The sequence below is a fragment of the Mesorhizobium sp. M9A.F.Ca.ET.002.03.1.2 genome (assembly GCF_003952365.1).
GTDB lineage: Bacteria > Pseudomonadota > Alphaproteobacteria > Rhizobiales > Rhizobiaceae > Mesorhizobium.
The window spans coordinates 1,660,457-1,679,546 of sequence record NZ_CP034443.1 but is presented as its reverse complement, the minus strand read 5'-3'; the positions used below and the strand labels follow the sequence as shown (position 1 = coordinate 1,679,546).

General features: G+C 62.4%; 15 protein-coding genes. 4 read left to right on the top strand and 11 right to left on the bottom strand.

The annotated features are described in order from the left end of the window. The first annotated feature begins 247 nt into the window (after positions 1 to 247). Positions 248 to 847, top strand: a complete 600-nt coding sequence (gene pncA / locus EJ066_RS08400) for a bifunctional nicotinamidase/pyrazinamidase (protein WP_126036681.1) — start codon at positions 248 to 250, stop codon at positions 845 to 847. Positions 848 to 888: 41 nt separating this feature from the next. After that, positions 889 to 2,319 carry a sodium:proton antiporter gene (locus tag EJ066_RS08395; RefSeq protein WP_126036679.1) on the top strand — a complete coding sequence of 477 codons (1,431 nt, stop codon included), beginning with the start codon at positions 889 to 891 and terminating at the stop codon, positions 2,317 to 2,319. Here EJ066_RS08395 and EJ066_RS08390 read toward each other — a convergent pair whose 3' ends face one another. The 7 genes from EJ066_RS08390 to pncB form a co-directional block, all read right to left on the bottom strand. Continuing rightward, positions 2,320 to 3,039, bottom strand: a complete 720-nt coding sequence (locus tag EJ066_RS08390; protein ID WP_126036677.1) for an ABC transporter ATP-binding protein — start codon at positions 3,037 to 3,039, stop codon at positions 2,320 to 2,322. Further along, complete coding sequence (locus EJ066_RS08385) at positions 3,036 to 3,761, bottom strand: ABC transporter ATP-binding protein (protein ID WP_126036675.1); 726 nt, start codon at positions 3,759 to 3,761, stop codon at positions 3,036 to 3,038. Before EJ066_RS08385 ends, EJ066_RS08390 begins: the two co-directional genes overlap by 4 nt. Then, positions 3,758 to 4,720, bottom strand: a complete 963-nt coding sequence (locus EJ066_RS08380) for a branched-chain amino acid ABC transporter permease (protein ID WP_126036673.1) — start codon at positions 4,718 to 4,720, stop codon at positions 3,758 to 3,760. The genes EJ066_RS08385 and EJ066_RS08380 overlap by 4 nt, the downstream gene beginning before the upstream one ends. Beyond that, positions 4,717 to 5,598: a branched-chain amino acid ABC transporter permease gene (locus EJ066_RS08375; protein ID WP_126036671.1), complete on the bottom strand. Its 882-nt coding sequence runs from the start codon at positions 5,596 to 5,598 to the stop codon at positions 4,717 to 4,719. The genes EJ066_RS08380 and EJ066_RS08375 overlap by 4 nt, the downstream gene beginning before the upstream one ends. Before the next feature lie 159 nt (positions 5,599 to 5,757). After that, a complete protein-coding gene (locus EJ066_RS08370) occupies positions 5,758 to 7,062 on the bottom strand; it encodes an ABC transporter substrate-binding protein (RefSeq protein ID WP_126036669.1) in 1,305 nt (434 codons plus the stop codon). Positions 7,063 to 7,228: 166 nt separating this feature from the next. Beyond that, positions 7,229 to 8,677 carry a hypothetical protein gene (locus tag EJ066_RS08365; protein WP_126036667.1) on the bottom strand — a complete coding sequence of 483 codons (1,449 nt, stop codon included), beginning with the start codon at positions 8,675 to 8,677 and terminating at the stop codon, positions 7,229 to 7,231. 164 nt (positions 8,678 to 8,841) lie between these two features. Beyond that, positions 8,842 to 10,146, bottom strand: coding sequence for a nicotinate phosphoribosyltransferase (gene pncB, locus EJ066_RS08355; protein ID WP_126036665.1), 1,305 nt, complete (start codon positions 10,144 to 10,146; stop codon positions 8,842 to 8,844). A 364-nt stretch (positions 10,147 to 10,510) separates the two neighbouring features. Here pncB and speB point away from each other — a divergent pair, with 364 nt between their 5' ends. Next, positions 10,511 to 11,578, top strand: coding sequence for an agmatinase (gene speB, locus EJ066_RS08350; RefSeq protein WP_126036663.1), 1,068 nt, complete (start codon positions 10,511 to 10,513; stop codon positions 11,576 to 11,578). Positions 11,579 to 11,605: 27 nt separating this feature from the next. Here speB and EJ066_RS08345 read toward each other — a convergent pair whose 3' ends face one another. Further along, on the bottom strand, positions 11,606 to 13,009 hold the full coding sequence (locus EJ066_RS08345) for an MATE family efflux transporter (RefSeq protein ID WP_126036661.1): 1,404 nt from the start codon (positions 13,007 to 13,009) through the stop codon (positions 11,606 to 11,608). A 268-nt stretch (positions 13,010 to 13,277) separates the two neighbouring features. On the opposite strand from EJ066_RS08345, the gene EJ066_RS08340 reads away from it, so the two are divergent. After that, positions 13,278 to 13,856 (top strand): histidine phosphatase family protein, encoded by a 579-nt coding sequence (locus tag EJ066_RS08340; protein ID WP_126036659.1) that lies wholly within the window; start codon positions 13,278 to 13,280, stop codon positions 13,854 to 13,856. Between the two features lie 58 nt (positions 13,857 to 13,914). Here the strand turns inward: EJ066_RS08340 and EJ066_RS08335 are convergent, their stop codons facing one another. The 3 genes from EJ066_RS08335 to EJ066_RS08325 all read right to left on the bottom strand — a co-directional run bounded on the left by EJ066_RS08335 (position 13,915) and on the right by EJ066_RS08325 (position 19,072). Continuing rightward, positions 13,915 to 16,527, bottom strand: coding sequence for a DUF3131 domain-containing protein (locus EJ066_RS08335; protein ID WP_189644454.1), 2,613 nt, complete (start codon positions 16,525 to 16,527; stop codon positions 13,915 to 13,917). A 203-nt stretch (positions 16,528 to 16,730) separates the two neighbouring features. Then, a complete protein-coding gene (locus EJ066_RS08330) occupies positions 16,731 to 18,002 on the bottom strand; it encodes a glycosyltransferase family 2 protein (protein WP_126036655.1) in 1,272 nt (423 codons plus the stop codon). Then, a complete protein-coding gene (locus EJ066_RS08325) occupies positions 17,999 to 19,072 on the bottom strand; it encodes an NAD-dependent epimerase/dehydratase family protein (RefSeq protein ID WP_189644453.1) in 1,074 nt (357 codons plus the stop codon). The genes EJ066_RS08330 and EJ066_RS08325 overlap by 4 nt, the downstream gene beginning before the upstream one ends. Positions 19,073 to 19,090: the final 18 nt, after the last annotated feature.

The following is a 19,090-nucleotide window of genomic DNA, read 5'->3' as shown; positions in this document are numbered from 1 at the left end:
ATTCATTCGTATGCAAATGATATCAAGCCGGCTGGAATTGTCAAAGCCAGAGTTTGCGCCGTCCGTCCGCATCGGCGCGGCGGCACGCATTTGTATGCCGTTGGAGGTTGACGCAGCCGGCCATCTGGTCAAGTTTCTGCATCCGTTGCGTCAGCGACATTTTCGGTGGGCTTCGAACACCGGATTCCACGTTTCGGCAGTCCTCCCGTTCGGGTCATGCTTCCGGGACAAACAAGAGGGAGGCTCCATGGCCGACGAAGCGCTTGTTATTATCGACCTGCAGAACGATTTCTGCCCGGGCGGCGCGCTGGCGGTGGCCGGCGGCGACGAGATCGTGCCACTGGTCAACGACCTGATCCGGCGGAGCGAACATGTCGTGCTGACGCAGGACTGGCATCCCGCCGGCCATTCGAGCTTTGCCTCCAGCCATCCCGGCAAGCAGCCTTTTGAATCGATCGATCTGCCCTATGGCCCGCAGACGCTGTGGCCGGACCACTGCATCCAGGGCAGCCTGGGTTCGGATTTCCATTCCGGCCTTGCCTGGACCAAGGCCGAACTGGTGATCCGCAAGGGCTACCACCCGGAGATCGACAGCTATTCGGCTTTCTTCGAGAACGATCGGACGACGCCCACCGGCCTTGCCGGCTATCTCCAGGAGCGCGGCATCGACACGCTCACCCTGGTCGGCCTGGCGACCGACTTCTGCGTCGCCTTTTCGGCGCTCGATGCGGTCAAGCACGGCTTCCACACAACAGTGCGGCTCGACGCCTGCCGCGGCATCAATCTCAATGGCTCCCTCGAGACGATGCTGAACCGAATGCGCGATGCCGGCGTGACGCTGGCTTGAACACCACCAATCGCATCCGACACAATTCCAGAGGGGGCCTAATGCGGTTTGCGGCGGCTTTGACGGCGGGCGCTGTGGTGGCGGTCGCAACGCTGTTTCCGGGGTCAGCCCTCGCAGCCGAGGCCCACGGGCTGCCGGGCGAAACGATGTCGCTGTGGTGGGGGCTGCCGTTTGCCGGCCTGCTTCTGTCGATCGCCACCGGCCCGTTGCTCTTCCACCGCATCTGGGAGCATCACTACGGCAAGATCACCGCCTTCTGGGCAGCACTTGTGGTCGTGCCGCTGGCGGTTGCGTTCGGCATGCCTTCGGCCTCGGAGGCGGTGCTGCATGCGCTGCTCACCGAATACATGTCGTTCATCATTCTTCTGTTTGCGTTGTTCACCATTTCGGGCGGCATCCTCGTCGCCGGCAACATCCATGGCACGCCGCTGGTGAATGCCGGACTGCTGCTGATCGGCGCGATGCTCGCCTCGGTCATCGGAACGACCGGCGCCTCGATGATCCTGATCCGGCCGATCCTGCGCGCCAACGACAACCGACCGTTCAACGCCCATGTCGTCATCTTCTTCATTTTCCTGGTGTCCAACATCGGCGGCTCGCTGACGCCGCTCGGCGACCCACCGCTGTTCGTCGGCTTCCTGCGCGGCGTCGATTTCTTCTGGACCACCGCGAACCTTTTTCGGGAAACGCTGTTTGTCGGTGGCGTGGTGCTCGCCGTCTTCCTGGCGATCGACGTCATCCTGCATCGCCGAGAGGAAGGCATGCCGAAGATCAAGGACCCGACGCCTGATACGAAGGTGCGCATCCGCGGCCTGGCCAACGTCCCGCTGCTGGCCGGGGTGATCTGCGCGATCCTGCTTTCTGCGACCTGGAAACCGGGCGTGACTTTCTCCGTCCAGGGCGTGGGCCTCGAATTGCAGAACCTCGTGCGCGACGCCATCATCTTGGCGCTTGCCTTCCTCTCGCTTCGCGTCTCGTACAAAAGCCATCGCGAGGCGAACAACTTCCACTGGGAGCCGATCGCCGAGGTGGCGAAACTGTTCGCCGGCATCTTCATCTGCATCGTGCCGGTCGTCGCCATCCTCAGGGCCGGCCTCGACGGCGCTCTGGCGCCGCTGGTCTCGCTTGTCAGCTTGCCCACGGGCGAGCCAAACGACCTTGCCTATTTCTGGCTGACCGGGATGCTGTCATCCTTCCTCGACAATGCGCCGACCTATCTGGTTTTCTTCGAGCTCGCCGGCGGCGACCCGCAGCATCTGATGACCACCTTCGCCTCGACGCTGGTGGCGATCTCGGCCGGGGCGGTGTTCATGGGCGCCAACACCTATATCGGCAATGCGCCGAACTTCATGGTCTACGCCATCGCCAGACATCGCGGCGTCAAAATGCCGGGCTTCTTCGGCTATATGGGTTGGTCGGGCGCGGTGCTGATCCCGACATTCCTGATTGCGGGTTTTCTGTTCTTTGGCTGATCAACCCACGCCGACATAGCGACGGACCGCCGACGGATCGGCGCGGAGCTGCTCGACGTCGACGGTCTCGCGGTTGCGGCCGTTCTCGATAAACGAGACCCGGTCGGCGACGGACAGTACGGCATCGACCCGCTGCTCGACCAGGATCGTCGAGACACCCAGTTCGCGCAGCTTCGACACCGTCTCACGGATCCTGGCGATCATTGACGGCATCAGCCCTTCGGTCGGCTCGTCGAGCAGAAGCACCTGCGGCTCGAGGCACAATGCCCGTGCCATGGCCAGCATCTGCTGCTCGCCGCCCGACAGCGTGCCGGAGCGCTGCCTGAGCCGCTGGCGCAGCAGCGGGAAGAGATCGAGCACATTTTCGCGCGTCGCCTTGCCCTTGCCGCGGGCCATCAGGCCGATCTCGATGTTTTCCGCTACCGTCATCTCGGCGAACAGCCGCCGGCCCTGCGGCACGTAGGCGACGCCGGCCTTCGGCACGTCGTGCGCCGGCAGGCCGGTCAATTCCCGCCCTTCGAGCCTAATCGAACCGGCGCGGGAAGGAACGAGGCCCATGATCGCCTTCAGCGTCGTCGTCTTGCCGGCGCCGTTGCGGCCGAACAGGCAAAGCACCTCGCCCCTGTTCAGCACGAGGTCGAGGCCGTAGAGCACCTGGACCTCGCCGTAGAAGCAGTCGAGCCCGGAGATGGTCAGTGCTTCAGACCGTGTTTCAGTCATGGGGTCGCTCCGAGATAAGCGTCCTGCACTTGCGTATTGGCGCGGATCTGTTCGGGCGTGCCTTCGGCTAAGATCTTGCCGGCGTCGAAGACGGTGATGCGGTCGGCAAGGTGCATGACCACCGGCATGTTGTGCTCGATCAGAAGCACGGTGGCGCTTTTGGCGATCTCGCGCACCAGCCCGATGAAATTGTCGATCTCGCTGTCGGCCAGCCCTTGTGTCGGCTCATCGAGAATGAGAAGGCGCGGCTTCAGCGCCAGCCCCATGGCCACTTCGAGCAGGCGCTGGTGGCCATAGGACAATTGCCCGGCCAGCATATGGGCGCGGTCGGCAAGCCCGGTGCGCTCCAGCGCCGCTATCACGCCGGCATGGACGGCGCCTTTCGAGCGGCCGTCGGTCAGCGTGCGCTGCACCGGCAGCGCGACGTTGTCGTAAGCGGTTAGATTGGCAAAGACGCTGGTGATCTGGAAGGTATAGGCGACGCCGAGGCGAACCCTGGCGTAGGCCGGCAGGTTGGTGATGTCGGCGCCATCGAAGACAATCATACCCGAGGACGGCTGTATGCGGCCGCTGACCAGGCTGACGAAGGTGGTCTTGCCGGCGCCATTCGGGCCGATGACGGCGCGGATCTCGCCCGGCATGAGCGCGAAGTCGACGCCGTCGACGGCGCGCAGGCCGCCGAAATTTCGGGACAGGCCTTTGGTGGTCAGCAGCGGCATCATGGCAGCCACCCGAACCAACGCTGACGGACGGTACCGAGGATGCCCTTGGGGAAAAACAGCACCAGCAGGATGAGCGCGATGCCGACGATCAGCAGGTAGGCGGAGGTGTAGCCGCTGGTGATGTCGACGACATAGTACATGAACAGCGTGCCGATCAGCGGACCGAGTGTGGTGGCAGCACCGCCGAGCAGCACCCAGAGCAGAGGCAGGATGGAATATTGCACCGAGGCGAAGGTCGAACCGACATAGCCGAACAGCAGCGCGTAGGCGGCGCCCGAAGCCGCGCAGATGGTGCCGGAGACGACGACCGCGGCGAGCTTGTTGGAAAACGTGTCGTAACCGAGCATTTTGGTCCGCTCCTCGTTTTCGCGGATGGCGACCAGCACACGGCCATACCTGGAGCGGACGATGGCGAGCGTCACCAGCAGGACGATCGAGAACAGGGCGAGCGCGCTCATGTAGCGCACGGTCGGATTGGTGAGGCCGAGCGACGTGCTGCCAACGACGAGGACACGCGCCGCCTGCGGCACCACCAGGCCCTGGTCGCCGCCGGTCCAGGAGGCGAAGTAGAGGATCATGAGATAGAACACCTGCGCGAACATCATGGTGACGATCATGAAGGCGACGCCAGAAGTGCGCAGTGCCAGCACACCGATGATGAGCGCAAGAAGCGCCCCGCAGGCAAGGCCGGCAGCGAAGGCGGCCGGCACGCCCCAGCCGAGATGGATAACGGCAAGGCCCGCGCCATAGAGCCCGGCTGAAAAGAACATGGCGTGGCCGAGGCTGAGCAGCCCGACATAGCCGAACAGCATGTTGTAGCCCATGGCGAAGACCGCCAGCACCATGATGCGGGCGAGCAGCCCGTGGTGATACTCCGGCAGGACGAAGCTCAGGGCGAAAAGCAGGGCGATGACGCCCAGATGCAGCGCATAGGCCTTTACCGGTGAAGCCTCCTTCATCGCGATGCCGTCCCGAACAGGCCTTGCGGCCGGAACACCAGCACCATGGCAACCAGCAGCGTGGCTATGATCTTGGCCAGCGTCGGCGAGAAGAACACCGATATGATGCCGTCCGACAGGCCGATCAGCACCGCGGCGACGACGGTGCCGCGCAGCGAGCCGAGACCGCCGATGATGACGACGATGAAGGACAGGAGCAGTGGGTCCTGCCCCATCAGATAATGCGCCTGGCTGATCGGCACGATCAGCACCGCAGCCACCGCCGCCAGCATGGCGCCGAGCGCGAACACGCCGGCGTAGACTCTGGTGACCGGAATGCCGAAGGCCTGCGCCGTTTCGCTGTCATATTGCGTGGCGCGCATGACGAGGCCGATTTTGGTACGCGTCAGCACGAACCACGTCGCGACCAGAAGAAGCGCGGATGCGGCGATGATCGACAGCTTGTAGCCGGAGTAGCCGAACCAGGGCAAAAGGATGCGGTAGTTGAAGGGCGGCTCCACCGGCCGTGCGTCGGGACCATAAAAGGTCAGCGCCAGTTGCTGGATGATATAGAGCATGCCGATGGTGGCGACGATGGTGGCTTCCGGATTGTAATTCAGCCGGCGCAGCACAAGCCGTTCGGCGACGAGCGCGATCAGGCCGACGATCAGCGGCGCCAGCACCAGGGCGGCCAGGAAGCCGAGCGACGGATGGCCCGATATCGCCGTGGAGATCGCCCAGGCAAGCACCGCGCCCAGCATGAAGAACTCGCCATGGGCGACGTTGACGACGCGCATGACGCCGAACACCAGCGACAGGCCAAGCGCCGTCAGCGCCAGCACGGCGGCGGTGACGAGGCCTTCAAGGGCGGCGAGGAGAAGATGAGGTCCGAAGTGCATTCAGGGCGCCCTTACCCTCCCCTCGTGGGGAGGGTGACCGCGCAGCGGTCGGGTGGGGGGAGTGGGGCACGGATCGCTGCGACCCCCACCCCGTCTCATCGGCTTCGCAAATGCGAAGCCTATTCGCCGACCCTCCCCACAAGGGGAGGGTGAGGCGCCTCACAGCGCCTGGGTCGTGTAATCCCCTTCCGGCTCGTAGAGGCCGTCCTCGATCTTGGTCTTGTGGACGACGTTCAGCCGGCCGCCTTCGACCTTGGAGATATTCTGGATGCCGAAACACTGATGGATCTTGCCGTTGAAGGTCTTCGGCCCCTGCGGATGCTCGGGACCCTCGGCGAATTCGGTCAAGGCCTCGGTCGCCTCGACCAGTTTGGCGCGGTCTTCGGGGCCCTTGTAGCCGGCATCCTCCATCGCCTTCTTGACGACATAGAGCGTTTCCCAGCAGCCGAACATGTGCGCGGCGGTGGAGACGTCCTTCGGATCGCCGACGGCAGCACCATTGTCGTCGATGCCGACGGCGGCGCGATAAGCCTTCTGCGCGGCGGAATCATCCGGCTGCGCATAGCGCGGCGAGCCTTCCCAGAAATGGCTGCCGTCGAGGAATTCGAGGCCGGGGCTGTTGATGTCGGTGGCTTCGAGCGAATCGATGAAACCGAACAGCTGCGGCCGGTTGGAGCCATAGAATTCGCCGAGTTCCTTGACGAAGGTGAGCACCGCCGGGCCGACCATGACGTGGTAGATCACCTCGGTCTCGGCCGGGATCTGCGGGAAGTATTTGGTGAAGGACGATTCCGTCGGCGGGATGGCGATCTGGGCGATGACCTCGGCGCCTTGCGCCTTCAGCGCCGGCGGCAGGTAATCGCGATGATCGTAACCGAAGGCGAAATCGGGGAATATCTGCGTCACCTTCTTGCCGGCATTCGCCGCGATCCACGGCGCCATCGACTGGATCTGGCTCTTCACGTCGGTGATGCCGGGCTGGAAGACATAGCGGTTGAGCTTGGTCGAGGCGACGTGGTGGCCTTCGCTGACGACAAAATAGGGCATCTTGGCCTCGCCGGCGGCCGGCGCCGAACCGATGACGACATGCGAAAACAGCGTGCCGTAGACGATGTCGGTCTTGTGCTGGGTGGCGAACTTGCCGACCACTTCGGCGCCGCGGCCGGGATCAGTGCCGTCATCCTCGATGATCACCTCGACCGGCCGGCCGTTGATGCCGCCGGCGTCGTTGATCGCCTTGACCGCGGCGGCGGTGGTCTTCTCGTACCAGCGGCCATAGGCAGCGCCGATGCCGGTGCGGTGAGACTGGAAGCCGATCTTGATCGGCGCCGAGCTTTGCGCCTGGCTGTAACGCACGAACCCGGGCGCGACGGCAAGGCCGGCTCCCGCGGCCAACCCTTTGAGCGCCGTGCGGCGGGTGAGACCGGTTTTGGAGAGATCGAAAAACCCATTCTTGTCAGTCACGGCAGTTCCCCTGTTTTTTTAGTTTTGACCAATGGCTGGAGCGAGGCGGGCCACTCTTGGCAAGTGGCCGAAATTGCATGTGTACAAACTAAATCACCAAAGCCCTGATGTGGCAAGCGGGCTTTCCCCAAGGATCAATCGACGGGCATAAAGGCCGGCCTTTGTCTCATCCGGCCGCCGGCGTGGCAAGCAACCACAGGCCGAAAACCGTGTAGGCGATCATCAGCACGGTGAGCGGAAACTGGCTGAGCGCGGCGCGAGCGGGAACCGGGTGCAACCGCCAGGCGAGGCCATGGGCGACGAGCACGGCGAGCATGTGGCCAGCGATGATGACGCCAGCCTGGACATTCCACAGCCACCATGCCGAGTCGGCGCCGGCAACGACACCGGCTTCGATCTGCATGTCGGCGGTGCCGAACAGGTTCCAGCCCAGCGCGAACGGGTCGGAAAGCGCGGCCACCGCATATTGGCCATCGACGAGCAGCGCCGCCAGATAGTGTGCGACATGATAGGCGAGCGCGATCGGCACGATCGACCACACCAGCAGCCCGGCGGCCTGACCGAGGGAATGCTTGCTGCCGGCAAGACGCTGGCCGAGGACAATTGCAAGGATGAACGCGGCCGCAAGCAGGACGAACATCAGCACGAGGCCGAAGGTGCCGATGCCGACCACCGCAGTGCGGCCCGGAAACTCTAGCGGATTGATGCCGAACAGGCCGAACCAGAAGAAGGTTTTCGACAACCCGTCGAAGGACACCGACGACAGCGCTAGCAACAGGAAAGCGGTGCCGCTGAGCGACAGCGGCGCGGCATTGATGAGTTTGGCGCCTGGCCAGCAGAAACTGAGCCGGCCGTCTTCGTTGCGCTCGATAACGGCGAACCGCGCCACCATGGTGAAGAATACCGTCAGGAATTCACCGCCGCGGCTCCAGTCGAGGTAGCCAAACACCAGCATGGCAGCAAAACTCAGCAGCCAATAGAGACCGGCGGCCCAGGCGAGCCGCGCCGGATCGTCGGGTGCTGGGTCGATCAGTTCGAACCAGGCGAAGGCGAGGAACAGCACGAAAGCCGGCCAATAGCCGAGCCATGCGGGCAGGCGCTTTATTTCCCGCTCCCCGAACAGCCGCGAAACGACACGCCATGGCCCGTACCAGGGGTTCAGCCATGACCAGAGATTGCCGAAAAGCCCCTGCAGCAAAACCAGCCCAACCCAGAGCAGCGTCCAGATCGTCAGTGGCAAAGGGTTGGAAAGCGGGTCGCGGCTGCCGAACAGGCCTGCGGCAATAAGAATTGCAAAGCCGGCAAAGGATAGCAGGCTGACGATTGTCCGTGCGCCGTCGCCGAATGCGAAAAGCGGCAGGCGCCGCTGCCAGAAGCGGTCGAGAAAGTCTGAGGGCAGCAAGGCCAGGACAAGGAAGCTGGCGGCAACCGCAAGCGCACCGCCGGCGACGTAGTAGCCGGTGGGCAGCAGCAGAACGTGGCCGCGGTCGGAGGCATGGGCGAAGGCAGGGGTGGGCAAAGGTGTAAGTGCTAGAACAAGAAGGAAACGGGGAAGCAACTGAGCTACCGGGTTATGGTCGCGCTCTGCGGCGCCCCCCTCTGTCCTGCCGGACATGTCCCCCACGTGGGGGGAGATCGGCAGTCCCGCCGTCGGCTCTCCCTCTGCAACTTTGGTGATTGGCGAAAGCTGCAATGACGGCGCAATCTCCCCCCAAGTGGGGGAGATGTCCGGCAGGACAGAGGGGGGCGCGAAGGAACTCAGACTATCCAGGAATTCCCTCACACCTTGACCAGCTGCTCCACGCGGTCCTTTTCGCCAAATATCCGCAAATAACGCTCGATCTCGTTCTCGTCGCCGGTGGCCTTGGCCGGATTGTCGGAGAGCTTGACCGCAGGCCGGCCATTGGCTTCGGTGACCTTGCAGACCAGCGAGATGGCGTCGAGGCGGTTGGTTTCGGTCGGCGCGCAGCCCTCGAAATCATTGGTCAGGTTGGTGCCCCAGCCAAAGGACATGCGCACCTTGCCGCGGAAGTGGCGGTAGGTTTCCTCGATCGTCTCGACCTCGAGCCCATCGGAAAAGATGAGCAGCTTCTGCTTCGGGTCCTTGCCCTTTTCACGCCACCAGGAAAGAATCTTCTCGCCGCCCTCGATCGGCGGCGCGCTGTCAGGGCGAAAACCGGTCCAGTCGGCGACCCAATCCGGCACGTCGCGCAGGAATGCCGCGGTGCCGAAAGTGTCCGGCAGCACGATCAGCAAATTGCCGCCATAGTAGCGCTGCCAGTCCTGCAGCACCTTGTAGGGCGACTGTCTCAATTCCTTTTCCGAATTGGCGAGCGCGGCGAACACCATCGGCAGTTCATGCGCGTTGGTGCCCAGCGCCTCGAGGTCGTTGTCCATGGCAAGCAGCACGTTTGAGGTACCGGTGAAGGCCTCGCCGATGCCTTCCTTCAGCGCTTCGACGCACCAGCGCTGCCACAGGAACGAATGGCGGCGGCGAGTGCCGAAATCCGAAATGCGGATGTCGGGCAGCGCTTTCAACCGCTCGGTCTTGGCCCACATCTTGGCCTTGGCGCGGGCATAGAGCACGTCGAGCGCGAAGGGCCCGAACGCCCGCATGGCCGCGCGCGAACGAAGCTCATTGATGATGGCGAGCGCCGGGATCTCCCACAGCGTCGTGTACATCCACGGGCCGCTGAAACTCAATTCGTACTGGCCGTCGCGCCGGGAAAGCTCGTACTCCGGCAGCTGGAAGTTTTCGAGCCAGGCGAGGAATTCCGGTTCGAATATCTGCTTGCGGCCATAGAAGGTGTTGCCGCCGAGCCAGATCATCTCCTTCTTGGAGAAGCGCAAGGTGCGAGCATGGTCGAGCTGATCACGCAGCTCCGTTTCATCGATCTCCTCGGCAAGGCGAACCGAGGTGGTGCGGTTGATCAGCGTGAAGGTGGCGTCGACCTTGGGATACATGCCCCAGATCATCTGCAGCATCAGCAGCTTGTAGAAATCGGTATCGAGCAGGCTGCGGACGATCGGGTCGAGCTTCCAGGTGTGGTTGTAGACGCGCCGCGCTATATCGGTCTTAGCCATGTCTCGATGCCGCCTTCACTGCTTGCTTTTAGACCGCTTCAGTTTCTGGATAGAAACTCTGAACCGCTCTAAATTTGTTTCACGCAATTCCGGACGGAAAACCGCCGCGCACTTTTCCTGGAATTGCTTTAGCGGAATGCCTCTTAGCATTGAATTTTTGAAAGCGCTGCCCGCTTTGCGGGCTGGCCCGACAAAAAAGAAAACCCTGCGGCAAGTGCCGCGCTATCACAATTGATTTTTCGGCGCGGCTGCCGGACACTCCGCCCGAAACAGCTTACGGATGGGGGCTCTCGGACGCTTGACGGCCTGTCGACCACCGTCGCTTCCGGACGCAGCGAGCCGCCGGACACAGAGGAGAACCGACATGGGTTACGATCGCGGCAAGCTCGAAGCGTTGCGCCGCAAATATGGCGAAAGCCATGGCGGCGAAATGTTCGATCCGAAATTCCGGCGCGTCGCCGACAATATCTTTTCCAAGAGCGGAACCCGGCTGGCGCCTTATTCCGGCATCCCGACTTTTCTCGCCGCGCCCTATCGGCAAATTGCCACCGACAATCCGGATTTCGGCGATCTGCAGGTGGCGATGGTCGGCGTGCCGATGGATCTCGGCGTCACCAACCGGCCCGGCGCGCGCTTCGGGCCGAGGGCGTTGCGCGCCATCGAGCGCATCGGGCCGTATAATCATGTGCTGGAATGCGCGCCGACGCATGAGCTGAGGGTGGCCGATATCGGCGACGTGCCGTTCCAGAGCCGCTACCGGCTGGAGACCAGCCATGACGATATCGAGCGCCGCACCAACCAGATCGTCGACGCCGGCGTCATCCCGCTTTCGGTCGGCGGCGATCATTCGATCAGCCACCCGATCCTGAAGGCTGTCGGCAAAAAGGCGCCGGTCGGCATGATCCATATCGACGCCCACTGCGACACCGGCGGCCTGTTCGACATGACCAAGTTCCACCATGGCGGGCCGTTCCGCAATGCGGTGCTGGACGGCGTGCTCGACCCGTCGCGCACCATTCAGATCGGCATCCGCGGCTCGGCCGAGTATCTGTGGGAGTTCACCTACGAATCCGGCATGACCGTCGTGCATGCCGAAGAGGTGACCGGCCTTGGCGTGCCAGCCATCATCGAGAAGGCGCGCAGGATAGTCGGCGACGGCCCGACCTATGTTTCCTTCGACATCGATAGTGTCGATCCGGCCTTCGCGCCCGGCACCGGCACGCCGGAAGTCGGCGGGCTGACCACGCGGGAAGTGCTAGAATTTCTGCGCGGCCTCAAGGGCCTCAACATCGTCGGCGGCGACGTCGTCGAGGTGGCGCCGCAATATGACGCGACCACCAACACCGCGCATGCCGGCGCTCAGGTGCTGTTCGAGATCCTCAGCCTGATGGTCTTCAGCCCGGCGATATCGGCAAGAGAGCCTGAAGCATAGCCGCCAGGCAAACCGCCGGCCGCTCGTTCAATGCCCAAAGGAGAGCGGCGGCGCGATACGGTCCCGCCGCAGCCAGCGCGCCAGAAGCAGCGCCGCCACTGCCGCCAGTCCCGACGACAGGCCGATCCAGATGCCGACGCCGTTGAGGCCGGAATAGAAGGCGAGCAGCACGCCGAGCGGCAGGCCGATGCCCCAATAGCCGATCGCGGCATAGATCATCGGCACCTTTGTGTCGTGCAGGCCGCGCAGCATGCCGGCGGCAACCGCTTGCGCGCCATCGAAAATCTGGAACAGCGCGGCAAAGGCCAGGAACGACACGGCAAGCCCGATCACCGTGGCATTGGCCGGGTCGCCGAGATCGATGAAGGCGCTGATCAGCAGATGCGGCCACAGGATCATAACCAGCCCCATCAGCGCCATGAACGACACGCCGATGACGAAAGCGGTCCAGCCGGCGCGGGAAACCCCTTCCGGGTTGCCGGCGCCATGGGCAAGCCCGACACGTACCGTCGCCGCCTGGTTGAGGCCGAGCGGCACCATGAAGCTGACCGACGCGATCTGGATGGCGATGGCATGCGCCGCGAGCGAGGCCGCGTCGATCAGGCCCATGAGAAGGGCCGCGGCGTTGAAGATCGTCACCTCGAAGGCGAGAAGACCGGCGATCGGAAGACCGAGCCGCAGCAATCCCGTGAAGCGCGGCCAGTCGGCCCGCCAGAAGCGGCCGAACAGGCGATAGCGGCGAAACTTCGGCTCAAGCATCACCACAGCCGCCATGCCGACGAACATCAGCGTGCTCGACAGCGTGGTGGCGAGTCCCGACCCGGCGATGCCCATCGAAGGGGCGCCGAGATTGCCGAACATGAACACCCAGTTGAAGAAGACATTGCAGGCGACGGCAACGAAGACGATGACCAGCGCCCAGCCCGGCCGCTCCAGCGCCGAAATGAACGAGCGCAGCACGATATAGCCGTAGAAGGGCAGCACCGCCCATTCGAGCCAGCGCAGATAGATGCCGGCCTGATGCGCCAGCGCCGGCTCCTGGCCCATGGCGAGCAAAATTGCCTCGCCGTGCCAAAGCACGATCCAGATCGGGATGCAGATGAGGATCGCCAGCCACAGGCCCTGGCGCACGGTGCGGCGCAGATCGCGCACCGAATGGCGGCGGCGGCCGAGCTCGGTCGCCATCATCGGCGAGGTCGCCAGCATCAGGCCCAGCCCGAAGATCAGCGGCATGAAATAGAGGTTGGCGCCAAGAGCGCCACTGGCCAGCGTGTCCGGCCCCAGCCGCCCCATCATCATGACATCGGTGGCAGTCATCGCCGTCTGCCCGAGATTGGTGAGCACCATCGGCCAGGCGAGGGCCAGCGTCGCCTTGATTTCCTGACGCCAAAGATTTTCCGGCGCGCGAGCGCCGGCTTCGATCGCAGACATTTTTTCGCCTATCCGATTGCGGCGCGTCGGCAAAAAGGCCGGAAGCCGCGTCTCAGCGCGGAAAATGGCCGTGATCGGCCCGGATTCCGCATCAACGGCTTGTCCACGAAATGGGCAGCTATGGCAAGAGGCTGACCCAGGGAAGGGTTAAGCCAGCACGGCGGAGCGGACCAACCCGGCTATTTGGCCCGGCTATTTGGAGAGTCTGTAGAAGCCGCTATGATTTGCCCCGTTGGACGATCTGGCAAGGCATTAAAAAGGCATGCGGATGAGCGCGTTTCCCGAAATCTATCTGGTTCGGCACGGAGAGACGGAATGGAGCGCTTCCGGAAAGCATACCGGGCGGACCGACATACCGTTGACGCCTGCCGGCGAGGAGGCCGCCCGGGGGATTACTGAGCGGTTGCAAGGCCTCTCGTTCCAGGCTGTCTGGTCGAGCCCATCGCAGCGCGCCTTCAAGACCTGCGTGCTGGCCGGCTTCGGTTCGGCCGGCCTGAAGACGTCTGACCTGGCGGAGTGGGACTACGGCGCTTACGAAGGACTGACCACGAAGCAGATCCTCGCCGAGCGTCCTAGCTGGCGTCTCTTTCGCGACGGATGTCCGGGCGGCGAGATGGTGCAGGATGTCGGCGCGAGGGCGGACCGGATCGTCAGCCAGCTGCGTGCCGTCAACGCCAATGCCCTGGTGTTTTCAAGCGCTCATTTCCTGCGGGTGCTGGCCGTGCGCTGGCTCGGCCTGCCGCCGCAGGACGGCGCCCTGTTCGCCCTGGATACCGCCAGCATAAGCGTGCTCGGCTACGAGCACGGTCTTGGCGAACCAATTGTCCGGCGCTGGAATCAGAGATAGCGGCCGCTACAACCATTGGCCATCTGTTCTCGTGCAGCACCCTGCCTTTGCCGGTGCGTCACGCTCCTTCCGACAGAAGAAACGGCTTTCGCCCGCCCAGAATATAGGCGATGGATTCAAGGATTATGCCGTTGGTATTTATGTCGGTGACCTCGATCGATTTGCCGGTCCGCTCAGAAATGCCGGCCGAAAAACCCATGCCGGGCATTTTGGCTTGCTCCCGAACCAGGGCGATGAGCTTCTCCGAATAATCGCCGGGGCGGGCGGCGTACCAGAGATACGCGCCCTTGGTGCTGACCAGACGCAGCTTATCCGCCATCTTGTCCGCTCGGGCTTGCGACGAGGTTTTCAGCGTGTCGACCACGAACTGGCCGCCATGGTCCGTCAACTGATAGCCTTGGTAGGTGAAGTATGGCGGCCCCGCCATGGCACATTCCGAGGCGCAAGTCAGAGTATCCGTCTCGCGGTAGCGTTTGATCTGTGCAGCGTAAAGAATGTCGGCCATGAGACGGCCATGCTGCGAGCCGCCCAGTTCGATTTTCTCGGTCACATGAGGTTCGGTTGCAATCCGCCCCCGCCGCTGAATCTCTGCGAGAGAAGCAATCGCAGCGTCCATGCTGCGACTAGGATCCTCGGCGTCAAAGACCGGCTTGATCGATTCTCCCCAAAGGCTGTAACCGCGCCCTGCGTAGCCTGCATAGCTGTTTGCATGCAGGGACGAGACCCTGCCATTCTTGCTGACCATGTGCATTTTGCCGCCCTTGAGAACAGGCTTGAAGGACCAGCCGGAAACGAGGTCGAAAATCGGGAAGGCGCCGGCCGTATGCTGGTCAAGAATTTTGAGCGCAACCAGCAATCGTCCGGTATCGGCGCTATCGAATCCTTCGCGCTGCCCACCTTGCGATCCCAGAGGTCGCTCGGTGTGTGGCAGCTTTCCACCGGCGTAGCGGAAATTCGATTCCTTGAGGAACGCAACGATCCGCATAATGATCGTCTCGAAGCTGGGCTGATCGATGATTCCCAGACGCTGAGCGGACAGAGTGGCGAGGATCTGCGTGCCGACATCCCACATCGTCGCGAAGGGGTAGCCCGCCTGCTTGCCGGATTCGATCCAGGACGTCGCCGGCACCATGCCGTTGAAATTCTTCGAGCCCCAGTCGAAATAGCGCCAGGCCAGTTCTGCGTCCGCCTTCAGGATACTGTCATCCAATGGATATTGATCCGGCTTTTTCCAATCGCGAACCGATACGTCCGCCCGCGCGCTTCTGATCCGCTCTACGTTTGGCATGGCTGGACTGACCGCCGCATAATATTCGGCAAAGTTTACCAGTTTGGTTCCTCGCTGAGCGGATAGCTCCGCGAGCGTGTCGAGTATCAATGCTTTCTTTTCGGGCGAGTTGGCCGTTCGAGGATGGATGCAGAAGACCGCGTCATTGTCCGTCCCAATAAGATCGAACACCTGGTCCTTCGTGCGGTAGGGAATGTCGTCGCTCCAAGATTTTTCGAACTTGACGGTGTTCGAGACGTGAAGAATACCTCGCTCGTCCATGCCGGCGAACCGGCGCAGGTCACCCTTGTCGGCACTGAACAAGGGCGTTCCGGTGGCGGTCAGCGCATCCAGCGTGTTCTCATCGAAAGCATCATTGGGTGGGATGTAGGAGACGGGAGACCTGCCGGTCGACCGATAAACCTCGCTGATGCCGCCTCTGATCAGGTCGAAATCCTTTCGGAGCGAATTTCCCAAAAGCTCCGACGGCGTGTGGTTCCAGCCATGGGCTGCAATATCGTAGCGGCGATCCTCCGACATGGCGCGCAGATATGCCTTGCTCACCTCGTCCCTGGATAGCAGGCCCGCCCGCGGGGCGGGAATGATCCCATCGGTGACCGGGTAGCCGGCTTCGATCAGCTTGTAAACGAACGCGATGTGGCTCGGGTCCCAATCGGGATCAACTCTGAAATCGTCGACGCGAACGACGACCAGCCGATTGCCCGTATCCTTGCTCTGGACATAGAGCTTTTGCGGGAGGATCGCACGGACGCTGCCGGACGCGACGGCAGCAAGCACGCTCTGCGCGACTTGCGCTCCATAGTCGGCAAGATCGCCGTCGCCGAGGCCGGTGAGCGTCCCGAACGGAATGTCAACAATGATCGGATTATCGTTTGCGCTCAAAGTGGCGATGTTCGAGGCAAGCGCTGCCGGCGCCATTAACCCGCCGCCGGCCGTGACCGGCCTCGTCGAGCTCATTGGAGACGCAAATGTGTTGACCAGGCCGGTTTCGGTCGTCCAGTAGCCACCGTCGGCGGGCTGTAGCCTGATTGTATCCTCGATGCCGCCCGAAAGTCGGATGACCGAACGGATGCCGGCCGCACGCAGGGAGGCACCGTCCTGGTGGGAACGCAGCGGCGAGTTGGTGGTCAGAGTCAAGGCCGTTATCACGGCTTGAGACTGATATCTCTCATACTCGTTGATCAGATGGGAAAACGCGGCCTGGATGTCGCTGCCCTGACGAAGCTGGAGATAAGGGTCCCCGGACACGAGCGTGTCGGCGTGGATGCCAAGTTCGATGCCGTCTGGATTGAGCGCGATTGCCTGGCGAAGCCAGCGGGCCAGTTCCGAATGGTAGTCCAGTGCCTGCGCTGCTGCATCGACCGGCGCGACTGTCAGCGTCACCGGCACCTTGCGGGTCAGGAACGAGGCGGCAAGCGCTGCGAGCCTGACGGGCTGTGCGCTGGCGCTTACATTGCTGATCGTGACGATGATCGGGTTGGGCAAGGGTTCGCTGGCCGCAGCCTTCGAAATGCCTTTGTTTACGATCGCAAGCAGCGGCATGCTCAGTGCACCAAGAAGAGCGGAGCGTCGCGTCATGTTCATTCTTACCTCCCGATGGAAACGATTCCTGCATAGCGCTCCGGACTGATCCAGCGGCCATCCGACTTGGCGGAAAACGACTTGAACAACGCCCGCAGGAAAAGCGCCGCATCGAGAAGCCTAATTATTGGAAACGCGACGCCATAGATGAGCAAACTCGGTCGACATTCGATGATCGCGACGGCAATGGTGAGCGTGTAGTCGACGGCGAGAAACAGGACCAGCAGACCGAGCGGCGACACGGGACGCATCGCGAATTCACTGAACGAGATTGCCGGCATCTCTAGACCGGTCATCAGATAAAGGATCGCCGCAAACGGCAGGCTCAGAGCGAATATGGAAATGACAAGCAACTCCGCCAGCAGGCCACCCAGGGACAGCCAAAAGCGGCTGGGCCAAAATCCGTGGCGCCATACGGTCTGCCAGAAACCGAGATACCAGCGTTGAACCTGCTTGCGATAGTCGGTCAGATTGAACGGGTCCTCCGACCAGCATCGCGCCTTGGGCGAATAGGCAACGCGACCCAGCCGCTTATGCTGAACCTCGAAGGTCATGTTGAAATCTTCGATGACGAGGCCAGGAGCGGTGATGTCGATCTGGCGCAAGGCGCTGGTACGATAGATGCTGGCGAGACCAGGCGCGATATAGCTCACATTTGTCCATTTCCACGATTGCCCGTACTGGAACGCCGTCTGCAGGATCCGGTAGAGACGCGTCCTGTACGCCGCATAGAGCATGTCCATGCCGAGCCTGCGCTGGTCACGCCAGCGCGACAGGACGTGGCCTGCGACGACGGCCACCTTCGGGTCGTCGAACAGCGGCAATGCATGCTCGAAATAGTGCTGGTCGATCTCTGAATCCGCGTCCTGGATCAGCACCGTCTTGTAGCGATCGCAGAGACGATAGTTGCGGATCGCCTTGTCGATCGCCTTGGCCTTGCCTGCATTTGGCTGGATGTCGAGCGCCCTGCAGCCATGTGCGCGTGCGATGGCGACGGTGCGGTCGCGCGATCCATCGCTGGCGACATAGACCTGTCTTGCCGGAATGACGGCCGTCAGCGCCTTTATACATTTGGGAAGGGCAATTTCCTCGTTGTGCGCCGGGATGACAACAGCGACATCGGAGATGCCGATTGCCGACCGACCGCCGATTTTTGAGGGCGAGCCGATTTCGCTGATAAACCTGATCATGCCGACCATGCACCAGAATGCGATGTTGACCCCAAGCGAAGCGCTGAGGAGCATCATCGTGAGGTTCACGGCGACGGTCTCCGTCATGGCGAGACACGTCGTGCGCGATGGCGATCCGCGGCGGGAGACTGGCGATGTCCTGAAAAGGGAAGGCGATCGAGGGCGGCGCCATTCATCCCGATATGACAGGTTTCAGTTGCGGCCAGGAAATCCCGGTAGCTCTGGCGGACACCGTCAGCGAGCGAAATCCGCTGGCGCCAGCCTAGCGCCTGTATCTTGGCGGTGTCGGGCCAGCGGCCATGATGGTCTGCTGTGAAATGCTTCTCGAAAACGGCGCTGCCACTCAGTCCTGTTACCGTTCTCACCAGTTCAAACAGTTCGCAAATTGTGATCTGGTCAGCGCCGCCGATGTTGTAGACCTCGGCGCTGACGCCTCTTTCCATCACCGTCAACAGGCCGTCGACAAGATCGTCGACATGCAGGAATGTGCGGGTTTGCGCGCCGTCGCCGTAAATCGGCACCGGCTGCTCGGCGATGAGATGCGAAAACATCTGCGGGATGACGCGCTGGTCTTGCGGCGACATTGCAGGACCATAGGTGTTGAAAATGCGCACGATTCGAACGTCGAGATCGTACTTGCGGCCCCAGAAGCACGTAAGCGCCTCGCCGAAGCGCTTGCCTTCCTCATAGGGGCTGCGCGGCCCGACCGGATCAACCTTTCCGACATAGCTCTCCGGTTGAGGAAATATCTCCGGGTCGCCATACGCTTCCGCCGTGCTGGCGAAAAGATATCTGGCGTTTGATCGACGCGCCACCTTCAGAAGGTTCAGCGATCCAAGGGACGAGGTCATCAACATTTCCTCGCCGAGCAGCCCGATGTTGGGAACGCCCGTCGGGCAGGCCAGATTGTAGATCTGGCTGTAGCGGCGACGCAGCAGCCGGTTGCAGGAACCGGAATCGGCAATGTCGAGCTTGGTGAACCGAAAATTCGGGTATCGGGCAAGGTCCGCGACATTGGCTTTTCGACCGGTCGAGAAATTGTCGACGCAATCTACAAATACGCCCTGTTCAAGAAGGCGGCGCGCAAGATTAGTTCCCAAAAACCCTGCCCCACCCGCGACCAGACACCTGATCTCTTTGGCTTCATAAGTATTCATGCGAGTCATCGACTCCAG